This is a genomic window from Hyphococcus sp. (genome assembly GCF_041986965.1).
Classification (GTDB): Bacteria; Pseudomonadota; Alphaproteobacteria; order Caulobacterales; family Parvularculaceae; genus Hyphococcus.
Genome location: NZ_JBHIXB010000002.1, coordinates 411,731 through 430,650 on the forward strand (window position 1 = coordinate 411,731; position 18,920 = coordinate 430,650).

Here is an 18,920-nt window from a genome sequence, read left to right on the forward strand (position 1 = left end):
CGCTATTCCGGTTGCGCGGCGGGCGTACCGGCGCCCGTCACGTCATTTATCAGGCGCTCCATCTCTGACGTCGGCTCGCCGCTGCGCAGGAGTTCGCGCGCCCGCATATAATCGAATTTCCGCCGCGTCGCAGCCGTCGCCGTTTCGCGGTCGCGTATGATCGTTGGCCGGATAAACACCATCAAATTCTGGCGGCGGCGTTCTTTCGAACTCGACTTGAAAAGATTGCCGACGCCCGGCAGGTCGCCAAGCAGCGGCACCTTGTCTTCTATATCTTCGCGCTGGTCGTCGATCAGCCCGCCAATAACGAGGATGTCGCCATTGTCAACCAGCGCCGTTGTCGTGATCTCGCGCTTGTTGGTGATGAGATCGGTAGATTCAGCAATGATTGGTCCGGCGATAGAGGAAATCTCCTGAATGATCTCAAGGGTGACCGTGTCGCCGTCATTGATCTGGGGCGTCACTTCAAGAATGACGCCGACCTGTTCCCGGCTAACGGTGCGGAAAGCATTGGAGAAGTTATCGCCCACGGCTTCGCCGGTCGTGATCGGAATTTCCTGCCCCACTTGAAGCCGCGCCGTCTCATTATCAAGGGTGACGACCGACGGGGTCGAAAGAACATTGGAGTCTGTGTCGGCCTTAATCGCCGTCAGGATGCCGCCGAAGATATTGCCGCCGCCGAGATCGACGCCGCCGCCGAGGGAAAATCCATTGACGCCGAGAAGCGAGGTCAGCGCCGCTTCGGCGAGATCGTCAGCGACATCATCGGCGGCATCGTCGGAAAGTCCGGTCGGGTATCCGCCGCCGCGAAGCAGGGCCGCACCAGCGGCGCCCAGAATATTCGGCTGCGCCGAGGAGAAATTGGTCGCCGTAAAAGGAACGCCGTTGTCCTCGCTGCCGGTGAGAAAATACTGCACGCCAAGACGGCGCGCCGTCGTATCGGAGACTTCGACGATGATTGCCTCGACCAGCACTTGCGCCCGGCGCACATCGAGCTGGCTGATGACGTTCTGAAGCGTGCGCTGCAAATTCGCATCGCCATTGATGATGATGGAATTGGTCGGCTTGTGGAACGAGATCGTGGTGCGATTGGGGGCCGACGCCCCTTCAGCCGATGCTGCGCTCCGCGTGTTGTTGGCGACATCCTCCAAAAGCGGCGCCAGTTCCTCGGCGTCAGCGTGTTTCAGATAAACAACCGCAAGCTCCGACGTCGCCTCGCCATATTGATCGAGCTCGCCGATCACAAGCTCAAGCCGGCGCATGAGGGCGGGCTCAGCGCGCACCAAAAGCGAGTTGCTCGCCTCGACCGCAACAACGCTATAAGTCGAGCGGCCGCCATTTTCTTCGGATAATTCCTGCGCCAGCTCACGCACCAGGCGCGCGATCTCCGTCGCCGAGGCGTGCTGTAACGCAATGGTGCGATAAACGGTGGCGTCGCGATCGAGCTGTCTCAACACTTCGCGAATACGCTCAACATTGTCCGCCGTGTCGACGATGATGACGGCGTTGCCCGAGCGCACAGGGCTGACCACGCCGTTATTGCCGATAATCTGTGCGAGATTAGCCGCCGCCTCGCGCGCGTCCACATAATTGAGGCGCACGATCTCGGTTGTGAGATCGGAACCGACGCCCTCGCCCACCGGCCCGGCCGTGCGTGCGCCTTCCTGCAAGGGCACGATGCGGTATTTGCCGTCGCCTACGGGCGCCGCCACGAAATCATTGACGCGCAACATCGCCTGGAACAGCTCCCAGGCTTCGTCGGCGCAAAGCCCGCCATTAGGCGGCGATTTCACGGTCACGCGCCCCTGCACCTGTGGGTCCAGCAAAAAGGTGCGGCCCGTGCGGATCGCGATTTCATCGATGACGGCGTTGATGTCAGCGCCTTCATAATTCAGAGGGTCCCCGCAATTTTCCTGAGCGTGCGCAGCCGAAGACACAAACGCGCCAAACAATACGCAACAACAGGCGGCAAAAATTTTACGATACGACGGCATTACTCATCCCCTACCCGTCTTTCGACAGTTCGATTGTTTCAAGGGCGCCCTTGCGCTCCACGACAAGCGTCGCGGCGCCCGATTTCATGAATTGGCTCATCATCACAGCAAGCTCGTTCGGCGCCATGGGCGGCGGCGATCCGTTGACGCTGCGTAAAATGTCTCCGTCCTTCAGGCCCGCGGCTTCGAACGCGGCGCGGTTGCGGCCCGCATAGAAAATGATGGCGGGATTGCCCGCAGGATCGCGGCCCGGTTCAATCCGGAAGGCAGTGCTGAGCGCATTGCTCGCAGGACGGTTTTCAATCTTGGTTTCATCAGGAGTTGTCTGATCTTGCGCTTGCGCAGCGGCGTTATGGGCGGGGCGCGCTTCGCGTTCGAGTGGCGCTTTTGATTCAAACCGCAGTGACTCGCGCACGCCATTCTGTTCGATTACGACCTGATCCGAATAGACCGCGATCAACCGAACGCCGGGAACGATTTCATCGCCAACCGCAAAGCGGCGCTGTTTTCCGTCCGGACGTTGAATGATGGCTGAACTTTCCGCCGCTTCCGGCCACACGCCGGTGAGCGTCAAATCGAGCGCGGTTTCCGCGAGGTCGGGCCCGGCCTCCACTGTCGCTGTCGCAACGGCCGCCTCAGGAAACGGATTGCGGCCTTCGACGCCTGCGCTGGTCTTCGACGTCGCTGGCAGCGCGGCCAGCTGATCGCCGGCGGGAACCGGCAGCGGCGCGAAAAATGCGATAGCGGCGCGGGCCAGAAGAAAGGCGATCAGCGCAATCAGCGCCCATTCGGCGATGCGGGGGCCGAGCGCGCGCGCCTTCCCGCCCCGCAAGAATGCGGGCGCGCCATGACCGCCATGCAGTTCAAGACCCGCCACTGTCCTATCCCTTAAGCCGCCTGTCGCCAGGCCATGCGTCCTGTTTGGTCCGATCCACAGCTTTTCCACTGAAATCGCAGAAAAGCTTTAGCAAACCCATTGCGACCCGCCCACACTCATGATGACGAAGTCCATTCAATTTTTATTCCAAAAAACCCGTAAAAGCCCGTGAAATTCCTTGAACTTTTAGGGTTTTCGCCGCCGCCGAACACCGGATTTCCAGCTTTGCGCCTGTAACGCCTGAAAAGCAAAACCCGGCGGCGCCCAAAGGGCCCGCCGGGTTTGACAACGCTACATGGTTAACGCGACTTTTCTCTCCACCGTCCTGGAAATCAGGCCCGGAGATCCCGCCTAGAATTTGGCGGTGATCGACGCCGAGACGCTGCGGCCCCGCTTGTAGGTGTTGAACTCCGTGCGGCCGAGCCCGCTATTCTGGAATTCCTCATGTTTGGCGCCGAGGAGGTTCCGGGCGCTGAAACCGAAGGTCACAGGCGTGCCGGCGATTTCAACATTGTGCCGGAAGACAGCGTCGAGCTGGATGCCGGGCTGCTCGATGATGTCCGGAAGACCGCCATCCTCATCCGGGAAGCCCCGCTGAAGGATCCGCTCATCCACCCAGCCGAGCAGCAGGGTGAACTGATCACTGTCGCCTTCCCAGCCGAACTGGGCGTTGACGATATGCTCCGGCGTGCCCTGAAGCGGCGCGCCGTCAAGTCCGAGCGTAGACGCATCAAGGTCCGCCCCGGTGAACGGGTTGGTCACCGTATCGCCGGCCTGCGCTTCAATCTCTGACTTCGTATAGGTGTAGTTCACCGAGAACAGCCATTCACGGTTCGCCATCCAGTCATTCATCTCAAGCGCGAAACGGGTGCGGTATTCGAATTCGCCGCCGTAAAGCTCCGCCTTCGGTGAGTTGATGAAGGTCGTCACGAAGTTGAAGTTTGAAGGCTCGAACTGGATTTCTTCAATCGGATTATCAATCGTCTTGTAGAAACCCGACGCCGTAATGAACTGGTTGCGGCCCAGATAATATTCATATCTGGCGTCATAGTTGCGGAACTTGCTGTCCACGAGGAAGGAGTTGCCGCGATACCGGCGATCCGTATCGGGATCGCTGAACTGCGACGCCGCCAGTTCGCGGAACTGAGGACGGGCGATGGTCTGCGAATACCCCAGACGGAACTGCATGTTGTCCGTGAAGTTCCAGGTGAGCATGGCCGAAGGCAGCCAGTAGTCATTCTTGATTTCAGAGCCCGGCCCGGTGTTGCCGAAACGGTCGAACGTGCCGACCGTTTGCGAGCCGTCTTCGTAGCGGACGCCGGCCGTGGTGCGCACGGTCGGGATCAGTTCGGCGTCAGCCAGGAAATACGCCCCATGCACGGTCAGATCGCCGAGATAGGAGGCGGTGCCATCGGAAACGCGGTCTTCAAGCTCGAAACGCGCCGGGTCGATATTGTCCGGCGAGAACAAAAAGTCCACGCGGGCCATCTGCGTGTCGAGCGGGAGCGAGTTGGCGCCGCTGCCTGCGAAGCGGAAACCGTAGCTATTAAACTCACGCTCACTGTCCGCATATTCATAGCCGAGCGTCAGGGTCGCTTCACGCGCGCCGGAAAGCGGCACGTTATAGACAAGATCGACGCCGCCACTCAGGGAGTCATCGGTGAGATCGGAGAAATTGATCTCGCGGCCAATGCCCGACCCTGAATAAACCAGATCGCCATCTTCCGTGCGATTGCGGCGGAAGGACTGTTCATAAGGCGCATCCCGGGTTGAGCGCGCAAATGCGCCGCGCCAGTTGGCTTCAAGATCGCCAAAAATATGATTGCCTGAAAGCTGCGCCATCCAGAGCTGGCGCTCAAGGAAAGTGTTGCTTTCGACATTGATCAGGCTGGTGCCGGGCGCGTTGAAGTTGAACCCGTCATCGATTTGCGACTGTTTCAGCGTGTCGTGGATATAGAGCATCAGGCCCTGAACGACATGGTTGTCCCAGGACATTGACGATGAAAGCAGGCCGTTCACCGTGGTGTTGAGGCTGGTTTCAATGGTGTCGTAGTCAACGCCGATCGTGTCGTTTTTCACCACGACCCGTTCGGAATTTTCCGTCGTCCAATCGGACTTGTATCCAACGACGCCCACCAGACCGAAGCTGGCGTCGCCGCCGACTTCCTTGGACCAGCCGCCGTCGATAGAGCCTTCAAAATTAGGCCCCAGCGTGCCGCGCTGGATGACGCTGAGCGGCGAATTGACGAGGCTCTCGCCAACGGCTTCCCGCGTCGCATCGTCAAGATCGTTCAGCGGCGTGCCGGCGTCGATCACATCCTGAAGCGGATCAGGAATGGAGCGTGTGCCGTCATCATAGCCAAGCCAGTCGCGATCGCCGCCATTGACATAAATGCCGTCTTTGGACGTCGTGGCGGTGTTCATGCCGACGCCGAGTTTGACGTTCAGGAAGCTGTCGCCGGGATCGCGCAATGTCTGCAGATCGATGATGCCGCCGCCGAATTCGCCGGGATAGTTCGGCGAAAACGTCTTTTGAACTGTGGCGCCCTCAAGAACATTGGAGGGGAACAGGTCAAGCGGCACCGTGCGGCGCAGCGGTTCGGGGCTCGGCAAGGGCGAACCGTTCAGGCGGGCCGATGAATAGCGGTCGCCGAGACCGCGGACATAAGCGAACTTGCCGCCAACAACGGAAAGACCGGAAAGACGGGTCAGCGCGAGCGCCGCGTTGTCGTCGCCGGTGCGGTCGAGATCGTCCGCATTGAGGAACGTCGCAACCTGTGACGTCGCCCGCTGCGGTTCGGGAATATTGCGGCCCCGGACGACGATTTCATCCGAGTAAGTGGGCTGAAAAGACAGCGCCGGATTTGTCGTCTCCGCGTCTTGCGCGTTCGCCGCGATTGGCGAGACCAGCGTGGTGGTCGCCAGGAGCGCGCCGCGGATTTTAAGATGGGATTTCATGATCACTACAACCTTAATCTTTTTGCGATGGAAGGAAGGGCGGCGTTACAAAACGCCGCCCGGTCTTTCGCGAAATCAGCAGGTGGAGCCTGCTTCAAGGCTGCAGGTCCAACCCTGCCACCAGGTGTCCATGGAGTCCTCGACGGCGCCGATATAGGTCGTGTCTTCGAGGAAGCCATTGAGGCCGTTGAGCGAACCAGGAAATTCCGTGAACATGCTTTCAGCAGTGCCGTTGATGAAGCCGTTCACGAGGGTGTCGGCGGTGCCGGTTGTGTTGTTTGAGCCGCCTGAGATCGCCAGCGGCGCAACAGTCATGCCGTTCGCCGTGGAGTTCGCAGCCGTGATGCCGCCATCGCAGTCGAACAGAACCGAGTCGAAGGACGGATCGATGCCGACGCCATCATAGGCCGCGTCATCATCGCCCGCCTCTTCCCAGCGGAAGCATTCAGCATCATGCGCAACCACGCCGTTGAGCCAGCGGCCGATATGGCCGGAGTTCATGCGGTAGGCATTGGTGCCGCCGCCGACCACGGTGAAGTTGGCGATGATCGGATCGGTGTCGCCTGAAAGCTCGAAGCCGTTGTCGCCCTGATCCGTTGCGTCATCACGCTGAAGGATAAGAACGAACTGCGCGGCGCCGGTCCAGCCGAGGTCTGTGTCCATGGAGTCGTCGAAGTTGCCAGTCAGGACCAGGTGTTTGACGTTGACCGTGCCGCCGAAGAACTCGACGCCGTCGTCAAGGTTGTTGTGAACCTGAACATATTCGACTTCCGTGCCGCTGCCGACGCCCCCGAAGGAAATGCCGTTCAGCTCATTGCCCATGCCGTCGATGTCGAAGCCGGCGAATTTGACCTGCACATAACGCAGCGAACCGCTGTCGTTACCCGCGTCGTTGCCCCCGAAGATCGCTTCCGGCGCGGTCACGCCTTCAATGATGTTTTCGCAGTCAACGCCAACGGAGCCGGTGGCGCATTCGTTGATCGGCGCCTGGCCGAGGATCACGAGGCCGCCCCACTCGGCGTTCGCCACGAGACGTTCAGCCGCCGTGCCGACGCCATCAACATCGTCTTCCGACGTGAAGATGATGGGGTTCGTCGCCGTGCCTTCGGCGAAGATTTGCGAACCGCGATTGACGACGATGTAGTCAGCGCCGCCATTACCGAACAGGGTCACGCCCGGCTCGATGGTGAGCGCAGCCGTGGTGCCGGAACCGCCGGCGAGCCCATCATCGATGCCAACGCTGACGCGACCTTCGATTTCATAAAGATTGCCGCGGGTCAGCGTCAGATCAGTCGTGATCGTGCCAGAGATGGAGCAGACTTTGAGGCCATTCTTTTCATCCGTTTCGCTGATATTCGGATGGGTCGGGCATTCCGGATCCGGGAACACTTTGAACGACCAGCCAGTGGTCCAGTTGTTCGTTGCAGTTTCGGTGTCGCTGAAAGCGCCGATATAAGCCGTGTCATCGAAGAACATGTTCAGGCCAGAAGCCGCAAACGGCGTCGTCGGCGCTGGCGGAAGCTCGTTCGCGCCCGGCAGGAACATCATGTTCAGCGTGTTCGGCGTCGCCGTGGAGTTGTTGGTGCCGCCTGCAATCGCCAGCGGCGCAACCGTGACGCCGTTAGCGGTTGAATCAGCGCCCGTAAGGCCACCGTCGCAGTCAAACAGAACTGAGTCGAAGGAAGGATCGACGCCGACGCCATCATAGGACGCGTCGTCGTCACCAGCGTCTTCCCAGCGGAAGCACTCAGCCGTATGGGCCACAACGCCGTTAAGCCAGCGGCCGACGTGACCGGAGTTCATGCGGTAGGCTTTGCTGCCGTCGCCGACGATCGTGAAGTTGGAGATGGTCGGGTTGGTGTCGCCCGAAAGCTCAAAACCATTGTCGCCCTGGCCGTCGCGCTGATGGATAAGCACATATTGCGCAAGACCGGTCCAGCCGAGGTCGGTGTCCATGGAGTCGTCGAAATTGCCGGTCAGGGCAAGGTGCTTGACGTTGACCGTACCGCCGAAGAACTCAACACCGTCATCGAGGTTGTTGTAGACCTGGACATAATCAACGGTAGTGCCGGTGCCGACGCCGCCGAAGGAAATCCCGTTCAGCTCGTTGCCCATGCCGTCAATGTCGAAGCCGGCGAACTTGACCTGCACATAACGCAGGATGCCGCTGTCGTCAGCAGAGTCGTTGCCGCCGAAAATCGCTTCCGGCGCGGTCACGCCTTCGATGATGTTTTCGCAGTCGACGCCAACGGAGCCCGTGGCGCATTCATTGATCGGCGCCTGGCCGAGCAGCACGAGGCCGCCCCATTCGCTGGAGAGGCCGGTGCCTGCGTCGTTCGAATCGTCGGTGTCGAGCAGGCGCGAAATGTCGTCGGTGGAGGTCATGATGATCGGTGAATTTTCCTCACCGTCAGCGAGGATCCGCGACCCGCGGTTGACGACGAGATAGTCAGCGCCGCCATCGCCGACAATCGTGACGCCAGGTTCGATGGTGAGATCAGCCGTGTCGCCCAATCCCCCGGCGAGGCCGTCATCAACGCCCACATCGACGCGGCCGTCCAGGCGGAACGCGGTGTTGGCGACGAAAGGAAGCGTAAGGTCGGAAAGAATGGTGCCGGAAAGCTCGCAGAGCGTCACGTTGCTCTTGCTTGGGTCAGCCGCCGTAATCACGCCGACTTCAGCAAAACCGGAAGGGCAAGAGGCCGTAGCGCCGCCGCTGCCGCCGCCGCCGCCGCCAGCCGGGGGCGTACCCGGATTGGTCGCGCCAGGCGATTCGATTTCACTGCCTTGCGTACAGGCCGCAATGGTCAGCGCAGCGCCAGCAAGAAGAATGGATTTAATATTGGAGAATTGGCTCATTGAAGAGACCCCCGGGGAAAAAGGTTTCACGCACAGCGCGACGCCCCACGCGCCGCCGCCCCGTGCCGTTAGAGCAAGCGTTTGACAGCTGAGTGACACCAATATTTCAGTTTGATGACATTTGCGCACAGAGCGATTGTCCGTATGCGCACCACGTGCATAAGCATGTTATGCGCACTGCGCGCGCCTTACGGGGCGCATTAAATGCACACGCTGTCAAAAATGCGGTTTCTTCTCAAAACATTGCAGCAGGCTACAAATTCAGTCAGTTTCACAACGCCTGCTAAGACAGTTTTAACCAACCTTACTTTGATGACAGGGGAAGCAAGATGGAGACGGCGGCGTAATGACGCTGAACTGGGTCTTTTACGTCACAGCCGCCGCGTTCGGCGCTGTGATCGGCAGCTTCCTCAATGTCGTCATTCATCGCGGGCCGGTGTTCTGGCGGCTGGTCGATGATGACTCACGCGGAAATCTCGTTGCGCCGCGGTCTTACTGTCCTTCCTGCCGCGCCCGGATTCGTAATGTTCATCTCATCCCGCTGGCGAGTTATGTCATGCTGGGCGGCAAATGCGCCGATTGCAGCGCCCCCATCCCCATCCGCTATCCGCTGGTGGAGCTTGGCGGCGCACTCGCAGCCATCACCGCGCTCGCCCTCTTTGGCTTGAGCCTGAGTGCGGCGGGGGCGTTTGTCTTTTTTACGTGCATTCTTGCGCTGGGCGTCATTGATTGGGAAACCGGCTATCTGCCCGATGCGCTGACCTTGCCTTTATTGGCCCTCGGCATCATCGCCAACGCCTTCGATCTTTTTAACGCCGCCCTTGGGGGAGCCGTTCTTGGCGTGGTGATCGGGTATGGCGCCTTCCGGCTGGTTGATATGGTTTTCCTGCGCCTGCGGGGAATAGAGGGGCTGGGTCAGGGCGACGCCAAGCTGCTGGCGGCCATTGGCGCCTGGTTCGGTTGGCCAATCCTGCCGCCGGTGGTGTTTCTCGCAGCGATCCTGGCGCTCATCGGGGTTGGCGTCGCAGCTTTGCGCGGTCTCAAAATTGGAAAGGAAACGCCGGTTCCCTTCGGCCCGGCCCTCGCCGCCGCCGGCGCACTCGCCATGATCGCCAATGGGCTGAACCTGCCTTACTTTTCCTAGAGCATTTTCAAGCGAAGTGGATTCCGGTCTAGCGGCCTTTAAAGTTCGGCTTTCTCTTCTGGAAGAGCGCTGCGACCCCTTCAGCGCAGTCTTCAGTCGTGATCGCCTGACGCTGCAACATCGCTTCATAAGCCATGGCGGTCTTCAGCCCTTCTTGCGCCGCCGCGCGGAAACTGCGCTTGGTGAGCGCCATGGCGACCGGCGCGCGCGCTGAAAGGCTTTCCGCCCAGTCGAGCGCATTCGCTAAAACATCGCCATCAGCAACCACCCTGTTGACGAGCCCCCAGTCGCTGGCGCGTTTTGCGTCAATTTTTTCCGCCTCTATCGCGAGCTGATAGGCGCGCGCATAGCCGATTTCGCGCGTCAGCAAAAATGAAAGCCCGCCATCGGGCACCAGCCCGATATTGGCGAAGGCGCTCATCAGGTAAGCGCCCTCTCCCATCACGCGCAGATCGCAGGTCAGCGCAAGGGTCATGCCGATGCCGGCGGCGGGGCCGTTGATCGCCGCCATCACCGGCTTCGGCATGGACTGAACAATATTCAAAAAGCCCGCATATTCCGTATTCAGAACATCTTCCACATTGGCCATCTCATCGACGGCGGAGACATCGGCCCCTGCGCAAAAAGCGCGTCCTTCCCCCGTAATGATAGCAACGCGAACCGCCTCATCCGCGGACGCCCGCGCGAGCGCGCCCGTCAGGTCGGCGCGCAGCGCATGATTGAAGGAATTGAGCTTATCCGGGCGGTTCAGCGTGATCAGCGCAACGCCGTCCTTCGGGGTTTCATAGGTCACCGTCATGGGGCCATTCCTGTCGCTAAGGGCCTGAAATTTAACCCATCATGCCGCCTGCCGTCAGCGATTGCAAAAGCCCGCTGCAGTGGTAAGCCTTGGCCTGAATGGACGAAGGAGCGCCCCCCATGACCCGTGAGAAGTTTTTCCGCGAAGACTGCTATCTTGGCGGTGAATGGCGCGGCGGCGCGAACAACATCGCGGTGACAAATCCCGCAAATGGCGAGACCATCGGCCATGTGCCCGATTTCGGCCGCAAGGAGGCGAAAGAGGCCATCGCCGCCGCCGCAAAAGCCTTCCCTGACTGGCGCGCAAAAACCGCCGACGAGCGCTCGAAATTCTGCCGCAGCTTTTACGAAGCGCTGATGGATAACCAGGATGCGCTTGGCGAACTTTTGACCTTGGAACAGGGAAAACCGCTCGCCGAAGCGAAAGGCGAGATCGCCTATGGCGCCGGTTTCTTCAAATGGTTCGCTGAAGAGGCCATTCGCGTTTATGGCGACGTCATCCCGTCGCCCTGGGCTGACAAACGCATCGTCGTCACCAAGGAGCCCGTGGGCGTCGTCTGCTCCATCACGCCATGGAATTTCCCGAACGCCATGATCGCGCGCAAGGCGGCGGCGGCCCTCGCCGCCGGGTGTCCCATTGTCTGCAAACCCGCCAGCCAGACGCCCTATTCTGCGCTGGCGCTCGGGGTGATCGCAGAGGAGATCGGTCTGCCCAAAGGCGTCCTGTCCGTCATCACCGGCGAGGCGGCGCCGATCGGTGAGGAGTTTTGCGAAAACCCCGCCGTCGCAAAGATCACCTTCACCGGCTCCACGGGCGTCGGCAAAATGCTTGCGGCGAAAGCCATGGGCAATATGAAGCGCGCCTCCATGGAGCTCGGCGGCAATGCGCCGCTCATCATCTTTGACGACGCCGATCTCGACCGCGCGGTCGAGGGCGCCGTGGCCTGCAAATTCCGCAATGCCGGCCAGACTTGCGTCTGCGCCAACCGCATTCTTGTGCAGGCCGGAATCTATGACGCCTTCGCCGAAAAGTTTGCCCAGCGCGTCGGCGCGATGAAGGTCGGCGATGGGCTGGAAGCGGGCGTCGAACAAGGCCCGATGATCGAAGAAAAAGCCGTTGAAAAGGTCGAAGAGCACATCAGCGACGCCGTCTCCAAAGGCGCCAAAATCGCGCTTGGCGGAGAGCGCCACCAGCTTGGCGGCACATTCTTCGAACCGACCGTGCTGACCGGCGTCACCCCGGAGATGATGATCGCGACTGACGAGACATTCGGTCCCGTGGCGCCGCTCTTCAAATTCGACACAGAAGAAGACGCTGTTCGCATGGCGAACGACACCGAATTCGGCCTTGCTTCCTATGTCTACACCAATGATCTCGGCCGCGCCTGGCGGGTCATGGAAGCGCTGGAATATGGCATGGTCGCCATCAATGAAGGCATCCTCTCGACGCCGGTCGCCCCCTTTGGCGGCGTCAAGGATTCAGGCGTCGGCCGCGAAGGCTCCAAATACGGGCTCGAGGATTATCTCAATATCAAATACGGCCTGTTCGGCGGGCTCGGGAAATAGAAAAACAACCGCCTAAAGGCGGTGATGCTTAAAAACGTCGACCAACCACTCGCCAAGCGCCGCGGCTTCCTTGTCGACGTCGTGGCGGTCTTCGATGCGACGGCGGCCTTCCGCGCCCAGCGCAGCGAGCTTTTCCGGCGACGCCGTCAGCGCCTCGCGCATGACGCGGATGAGCGCGTCGCCGTCGCCGGCGGGAATGATCCAGCCGCAGTCTTCATCGACCAGTTCAGGAATCCCGGCGATATAGGTCGAGATCACCGGACGGCCGAGCGCCAGCGCCTCCATGATCACGACCGGCAAGCCTTCGGCGTAGCTCGGCAACAGGAAGGCGCGGGCGTTTTTCACCGCTTCGCGCACACGTGTGTTCTCCATCCAGCCGGTGATCTCGATCATGTCGCCGACGCCGCGACGTGCAATCTCCGCCTCGATCTCAGACCGGCTTTCGCCATCGCCGACAAGAACGAGTTTCATATCCGGAAACTCGGCGCGAAGCGCCGCGACCGCGGCCGGCAATTGCGCCTGACCTTTTTGCGGACACAGCCGGCCGACACAGACCAGCGTCTTGTTGTCCGGCGGCGGCGTCGCATCAAAGCCGGAGAGATCAAGCCCGCAATGAATGATCTTGATTTTATCCGCCGCTGCGATGGAGGAAAACCGGATCAGTTGCGACTTACAGAAATGGGTGATCGCCGCAATAAAGGACGCATGGTCGATCTTCGCTGGAAAATCGAGCAGCGGCGCGTCCGTCAGCTCATCAGGCCCGTGCACCGTCGCGCTATAGGTCGGTCCGCCCATGATCCGCGCGAGCATCGCGACCGCCGTTGAGTTGGTCAGAAAATGTACATGCACATGATCGATCTTGTCGGCGGCGGCGCGCTGGCGGAAATAACAGGCCTCCATCAGATAGGCGACATGACGCACGAGGCCGCCGCGGGCATGTTTCAACAGCGACCACCACGGCCCCAGCGCTTTCATCAAGCCGCCCGGATTGGTCGTCAGCTCACGGAAGAAAGCCTTCAACAATCCGCCAGCATTGCCGGAAAGAATATAATGGGTGCGATCGATCTCCGCGATATCGAGAGGATCGACGAGCTCGCCATCCCATTGCCGCAACGCATAGCGCGTGACCGGCATGCCGCGCCGTTCATGGGCCTCAATCTCCCGCCGGATGAACGTCGTCGACGTCAGCGGATAGGTGTTCATGAGATAAGCGATTTTTGGTTGGTCAGTCACTTGTCGGTCACGGAGCGGCGCTTGAAACTAGGCAAACAAAAAGGCGCGTGGGATTCGCGCCTTTTTGCCACTTCGAAATGAAGAATTCCTTGTCGATTCCTTACTCAGCGGAGCGGAACTTGACGATTTTCGTGGGGTCCGCAGGCGGTTCGCCGCGATTGACCGCGTCCACATTTTCCATGCCTTCCACGACCTTGCCCCAGACCGTGTACTGGCCGTCGAGGAACGAGGCGTCGTCAAAGACGATAAAGAACTGGCTGTTGCCGCTATTGGGGTCCTGCGCACGAGCCATTGAGCAGACGCCGCGCTGGTGGCTAACATCGTTGAACTCGGCCTTGAGGTTCGGCTTGTCCGACCCGCCAGTGCCGTCGCCGCGCGGGCATCCCATCTGGGCCATAAAGCCTTCAATCACGCGATGGAGTTTAAGCCCGTCATAAAACCCTTCGTCGGCAAGCTCGGTAATGCGCGCCACATGGCCTGGCGCCTTGTCCGGATAGGTTTCAATAACAACATCGCCCGTATCAAGGGTGAGGATCAGCTTGTCGCTCATAGTTCGAGTTCTCCTTCCGCTTTCACGGGTACTTTGATTTCACAGATGTCCTTGACAAAACCGTCTTCGGAAACGTCGCCGTCAGCCTTCAAATAGTCGATGAACGTCGCGCTCTCCGTTTTGAGGACCTTGATGTCTGCGCGCTCGGAAGCGGGAATATCCGATCCGATGCGCATACGGATGATTGGCGTCGGCCGTGACGGCGGCTCGCCGCGCACGATGCGCCGGGTCGCTTCAAAGCCGTCAACGATCCAGCCCCAGGCGGTGTAACGCTGGTCCAGATTGAGCCGCGAGTCACCGATCATCAAGAAGAACTGGCTGTTGGCGCTGTTGGGGTCCGTTGCGCGCGCCATGGACATGACGCCAGGACAATGCACCGGCCAGACATCGACGCGGCCGCCCTTGAGGAAGGAGCGCAGGCCCTCCGGCGCCGCCGCCGTGGGCATGCCGTCCACATAACCGAGGCGCGGCGCCATGCGGTCGCGGCCGATTTCCCGGAAATGTTCAACTTCTGCGCTGTCGCGCGTGAATTCAGCCTTGAGGTCAGGTTTGGAGGACCCGCCGGTGCCATCCGCATTGGGGTCGCCGCCCTGGGCCATGAAGCCCTCGATCACCCGATGAAAGGTGAGGCCGTCATAAAAACCTTCGCGCGTAAGCTCCTTGATGCGCGCCACATGACCGGGCGCAAAATCCGGCCGCAGCTCAATCACCACCTGCCCGGAAGGCAGATCCATATAGAGCGTGTTTTCCGGATCGAGCGGGCGCCAGTCGCTGTCAGGCGCATTCTCGATGATGGAGCGCGGGGTCGGCTTGTTTTCATCATCATCATCCGCAAAGGCCGGCGAAGCCGCCGCGACTGCAATCGCCAAGACGCCCCAACCCATTGATCCAAAACGCATATCAACTCCTTGCAAATGCTCGCCCGAGCCACACCGCCCTCATATAAGGCGCCTTCCCGGGAAATGCGAACCGGTTAGCCTGAAAACTTCGCCTGCAGCGCCTTGGCCACATGACCCGGCACGAAGGACGAGATGTTCCCTTCCAGCCTTGCGATCTCTTTCACAAGGCGCGAGGCGATGGATTGATACCGGGCGTCGGCCATCAAAAAGACCGTCTCGATCTCGTCATTGAGGGCCTGATTCATGCCCACCATCTGAAACTCATATTCAAAGTCTGAAACCGCGCGCAGACCGCGGATAATGATGTTCGCGTTCACCTCTTCCGCAAACTTCATCAGCAGGGTTTCGAATGGGACGACGCGGATCGGCGTGCCGGTCGCTTTTGAAATGCGCGCCATTTCCTTTTCGACCATGGCGACCCGCTCCTCGAGCGAAAACAGCGGCCCCTTGTCGCGGTTGATCGCGACGCCGATGACAAGTTCATCGACAAGCTTCACCGCCCGTTCCACGAGGTCGGTATGGCCAAGGGTCAGCGGATCGAACGTGCCGGGATATAAGCCAATGAGTTTGGTCATGAATAATCTTCCCCAACTGGGCCGCCGCGCCATTGAGGCATAGGGGCCGCCCCCCTGGCAACATCAAGCGCTGCTTTCGCCAGAAGCCGGGTTGAATCAAGCGCCGGCAATGCGGTTTTCACGCCATCAAGCAGGATCGGGATTTCGGTGCAGACCATGGCGACGCCGTCACAGCCCTCTGCGGCGAGCTTTTCGATCACGCCGGCGTAAAAACTTTTTGACGCGTCCAGAAACTTGCCGCGCACAAGTTCTTCGAACACGACCCTGTCGATTTCCGCCCCGTCCCGGGCGTCAGGGATCGCGCGCTCAATGCCTTGCGCAGCCAGCGCCCGCTTATAAACCGGCCCTTCCATCGTAAAGCGCGTGCCGAGGACACCGACTTTTTTCATGCCGAGCCGCCTGGCTTCGGCGGCGACTACATCGCCGATATTGAGGCCGGGAATATCGAATGCCGGGCCTTCATGTTCGAGGGCGATATGGCTGGTGTTGTCGGCGCAGGCGAAAAAATCGGCGCCGGCTTTTGCGAGACGCGTAACCGACTGGGCGTGGACGTTGCGCACAAAAGCGAAATCCCCCTTGTCCCAGGCGTCCATACAGTGACCGAAGGCGATGCAGTCCACGGTGACATCGGGATGGATATCCGGCCCGAGACGCTTGCCGCCCTCATGACAGAAGGTCGTGAAGCACAAGGCAGCGCCCTCAGCGCTGTGAGCGAGGATGCCGAAATGTTTCAGCGCATCGCTCACTCTTCGCCGCCTTCGCCCTCTTCTTCCTCACCGTCGACATCTTCGATGCGGCCGACCGAAACAACATGTTCATCTTCACGCGTTCTGAAAATGGTGACGCCCTGGGTGTTTCGTCCGGCGATGCGGATGCCGTCCACCGGCGTGCGGATCAATTGCCCCCCATCGGTGACAAGCATGAGCTGGTCGGAATCATCGACCGGGAAAGCCGCGACCACGGGCCCGTTCCGGCTCGTCGTCTGGATGGCGATGATGCCTTTGCCGCCGCGACCGGAAGTCCGGTACTCGTAAGACGACGTGCGTTTGCCATAGCCATTTTCGGTGACGGTCAGGATGAACTGCTCGCGCCCGCCGAGCTCGGCGACACGCTCGGGGCTGATCGCCACATCGGCGGTCTCGGTGTCTTCGGGCTCTTCCGCATCGGTCTCGCCCGCCGCGCGGCGCATGGCGGCCGCGTGTTTGAGATAGGCTTTCGCCTCTTCCGAGGTCGTCTCCACATGATGGAGGATCGCCATGGAGATGACGTGATTGTCCTTGTCGAGCCTGATGCCGCGCACACCCGTAGAGGTGCGGCCGGCAAAGACACGCACCGTATCCACGGGGAAGCGAATGCACATGCCCGAGGCCGTGGTCAAAAGCACGTCTTCATCTTCGCGGCAGACTTTAACGCCGACGAGGCGGTCGCCTTCATCGAGCTTCATGGCGATCTTGCCGTTGCGATTGACGCGCTGGAAGTCAGACAGCTTGTTGCGCCGGACATTGCCGGATTTGGTGGCGAACATGACGTGAAGCTGTTCCCAGGCTTCCTCATCTTCAGGCAAGGGCAGGATATTGGTGACGCGCTCATCGGGACCGAGCGGCAACAGGTTCACAAACGCCTTGCCGCGCGAATTAGGCGTCCCTTCCGGCAACCGCCACAGCTTCAGCTTGTAGGACATGCCTGTGGACGTGAAGAACAACAGCGGTGTGTGGGTGTTGCCGACGAAAAGCTGGTTGACGAAATCCTCATCCTTGAACTTCATACCGGCGCGGCCCTTGCCGCCGCGTTTTTGCGCCCGATAGGTCGACAGCGCCGTCCGCTTCACATAACCCGCATGGGTGACAGTGACGACCATATCTTCCTGGGCGATGAGGTCTTCATCCTCGACCTCGCCTTCGGCGTCGACGATCTCCGTCTTGCGCGGCGTCGCGAATTCATCATGCACCGCGGACAGTTCTTCCTTGATGATGGTGAGGACGCGATCACGGTTGCGAAGAATGTCGAGATAATCCTCGATCTTCTCCGCGAGGCCCTTCAACTCGTCGCCGATTTCATCGCGACCAAGCGCGGTGAGCCGTTGCAGGCGCAGATCGAGGATGGCTTTCGCCTGTTCTTCCGAAAGCTTCAGCGTATTGCCGTCGCTCATCATATGGCGCGGATCGGCGACGAGCAGCACCAGCGGCGCCAGATCCTTCGCCGGCCAGTCCTTGGCCATCAATTGTTCTTTCGCTGTCGCCGGATCGGGCGCGGCGCGGATCAGCGCGACAACTTCATCGATATTGGCGACGGCGATCGCGAGACCGACCAAAATATGCGCCCTGTCGCGCGCTTTATTAAGGTCGAACTTCGTCCGGCGCGTAATGACGTCTTCGCGGAAATCGATAAAGGCGGCCAACACATCCCGCAGCGTCAGCTGCTGTGGTTTGCCGCCATTCAAGGCCAGCATGTTGACGCCAAAACTCGTCTGCAATTGCGAGTGCCGATAAAGCTGGTTCAACACCACATCCGGCGCCGCGTCCCGCCGTAGCTCGACAACAACGCGAATGCCCTCACGGTTTGACTCGTCGCGAATATCCGCAATGCCCTCAATTTTTTTCTCGCGAACAAGATCGGCAATGCGCTGCACCATCATCGCCTTGTTCACCTGATAGGGAATTTCGGTGATGATGATGCCGTAGCGGTCTTTCCTGACCTCTTCGATGGTTGCGCGCCCGCGCATGACCACCGAGCCGCGGCCCAACAGCAGGCCGGCTTTTGCGCCGGCGCGGCCAAGAATGGTGCCGCCGGTCGGAAAGTCCGGGCCCGGCACAATCTCGATCAACTCGTCATCGCTGATATCCGGATTATCGACCATGGCCATGGTCGCGTCGATCACTTCGCCAAGATTATGCGGCGGAATATTTGTCGCCATGCCGACGGCGATGCCGCCCGAGCCATTGACGAGCAAATTTGGAAACCTCGCCGGCAGCACCATCGGCTCCCGCTCAGAACCGTCATAGTTGTCCTGAAAAGGAACCGTATCTTTCTCAATGTCATCGAGAAGCGCGCTCGTCACCTTCTCCATGCGGCATTCGGTGTAACGCATGGCCGCCGCCGGATCGCCGTCGATGGAGCCGAAATTGCCTTGCCCGTCGACCAGCGGCAGGCGCATGGCGAAATCCTGCGCCATACGGACCAGGGCGTCGTAAATGGATTGGTCGCCATGCGGATGATATTTACCGATGACGTCGCCAACGACGCGCGCGGATTTGCGGTAGGGCTTGTTCCACGCATAGCCGTTTTCATGCATCGACCACAAAATACGCCGGTGCACGGGCTTCAAGCCGTCACGCGCATCAGGGATCGCCCGGCTCACGATCACGCTCATGGCGTAATCGAGATAAGACTTCTTCATCTCCTCTTCGATGGAGATCGAGGAAACGCCCTCGCCCGGATTGGGCGGGATTTCGCCGGGAGTTTCGCCA

General features: G+C 60.2%; 13 protein-coding genes. 2 read left to right on the forward strand and 11 right to left on the reverse strand.

What is annotated here, in order from left to right; genetic code table 11:
- Window positions 1-2 precede the first annotated feature (2 nt).
- The 4 genes from gspD to ACFC5L_RS11015 all read right to left on the reverse strand — a co-directional run bounded on the left by gspD (window position 3) and on the right by ACFC5L_RS11015 (window position 8,688).
- Complete coding sequence (gene gspD, locus ACFC5L_RS11000) at window positions 3-1,937, reverse strand: type II secretion system secretin GspD (RefSeq protein ID WP_375202892.1); 1,935 nt, start codon at window positions 1,935-1,937, stop codon at window positions 3-5.
- 67 nt (window positions 1,938-2,004) lie between these two features.
- Window positions 2,005-2,871 carry a type II secretion system protein N gene (locus tag ACFC5L_RS11005; RefSeq protein WP_375202891.1) on the reverse strand — a complete coding sequence of 289 codons (867 nt, stop codon included), beginning with the start codon at window positions 2,869-2,871 and terminating at the stop codon, window positions 2,005-2,007.
- A gap of 351 nt (window positions 2,872-3,222) precedes the next feature.
- Window positions 3,223-5,829: a TonB-dependent receptor domain-containing protein gene (locus ACFC5L_RS11010; protein ID WP_375202890.1), complete on the reverse strand. Its 2,607-nt coding sequence runs from the start codon at window positions 5,827-5,829 to the stop codon at window positions 3,223-3,225.
- A gap of 75 nt (window positions 5,830-5,904) precedes the next feature.
- Window positions 5,905-8,688 carry a hypothetical protein gene (locus tag ACFC5L_RS11015; RefSeq protein WP_375202889.1) on the reverse strand — a complete coding sequence of 928 codons (2,784 nt, stop codon included), beginning with the start codon at window positions 8,686-8,688 and terminating at the stop codon, window positions 5,905-5,907.
- A gap of 346 nt (window positions 8,689-9,034) precedes the next feature.
- Between ACFC5L_RS11015 and ACFC5L_RS11020 the strand changes: the two genes are divergently transcribed.
- Window positions 9,035-9,832: a prepilin peptidase gene (locus ACFC5L_RS11020; RefSeq protein WP_375202888.1), complete on the forward strand. Its 798-nt coding sequence runs from the start codon at window positions 9,035-9,037 to the stop codon at window positions 9,830-9,832.
- A 28-nt stretch (window positions 9,833-9,860) separates the two neighbouring features.
- On the opposite strand, the gene ACFC5L_RS11025 is transcribed toward ACFC5L_RS11020, so the two are convergent.
- The gene (locus tag ACFC5L_RS11025; RefSeq protein WP_375202887.1) at window positions 9,861-10,631 is read right to left on the reverse strand and encodes an enoyl-CoA hydratase/isomerase family protein; all 771 of its coding nucleotides are present in this window, start codon (window positions 10,629-10,631) and stop codon (window positions 9,861-9,863) included.
- 119 nt (window positions 10,632-10,750) lie between these two features.
- Here ACFC5L_RS11025 and ACFC5L_RS11030 point away from each other — a divergent pair, with 119 nt between their 5' ends.
- Window positions 10,751-12,196: an NAD-dependent succinate-semialdehyde dehydrogenase gene (locus ACFC5L_RS11030; RefSeq protein ID WP_375202886.1), complete on the forward strand. Its 1,446-nt coding sequence runs from the start codon at window positions 10,751-10,753 to the stop codon at window positions 12,194-12,196.
- A gap of 12 nt (window positions 12,197-12,208) precedes the next feature.
- Here the strand turns inward: ACFC5L_RS11030 and ACFC5L_RS11035 are convergent, their stop codons facing one another.
- From ACFC5L_RS11035 to gyrA, 6 genes are all read right to left on the reverse strand, one after another.
- A complete protein-coding gene (locus ACFC5L_RS11035; RefSeq protein WP_375202885.1) occupies window positions 12,209-13,429 on the reverse strand; it encodes a glycosyltransferase family 4 protein in 1,221 nt (406 codons plus the stop codon).
- Between the two features lie 100 nt (window positions 13,430-13,529).
- On the reverse strand, window positions 13,530-13,979 hold the full coding sequence (locus ACFC5L_RS11040) for a peptidylprolyl isomerase (RefSeq protein WP_375202884.1): 450 nt from the start codon (window positions 13,977-13,979) through the stop codon (window positions 13,530-13,532).
- Window positions 13,976-14,878, reverse strand: coding sequence for a peptidylprolyl isomerase (locus tag ACFC5L_RS11045; RefSeq protein WP_375202883.1), 903 nt, complete (start codon window positions 14,876-14,878; stop codon window positions 13,976-13,978). The genes ACFC5L_RS11040 and ACFC5L_RS11045 overlap by 4 nt, the downstream gene beginning before the upstream one ends.
- Before the next feature lie 74 nt (window positions 14,879-14,952).
- Window positions 14,953-15,453 (reverse strand): pantetheine-phosphate adenylyltransferase, encoded by a 501-nt coding sequence (coaD, locus tag ACFC5L_RS11050; RefSeq protein WP_375202882.1) that lies wholly within the window; start codon window positions 15,451-15,453, stop codon window positions 14,953-14,955.
- Window positions 15,450-16,199, reverse strand: coding sequence for an aspartate/glutamate racemase family protein (locus ACFC5L_RS11055; protein ID WP_375202881.1), 750 nt, complete (start codon window positions 16,197-16,199; stop codon window positions 15,450-15,452). The genes coaD and ACFC5L_RS11055 overlap by 4 nt, the downstream gene beginning before the upstream one ends.
- On the reverse strand, window positions 16,196-18,901 hold the full coding sequence (gyrA, locus tag ACFC5L_RS11060; protein WP_375203286.1) for a DNA gyrase subunit A: 2,706 nt from the start codon (window positions 18,899-18,901) through the stop codon (window positions 16,196-16,198). The genes ACFC5L_RS11055 and gyrA overlap by 4 nt, the downstream gene beginning before the upstream one ends.
- Window positions 18,902-18,920: the final 19 nt, after the last annotated feature.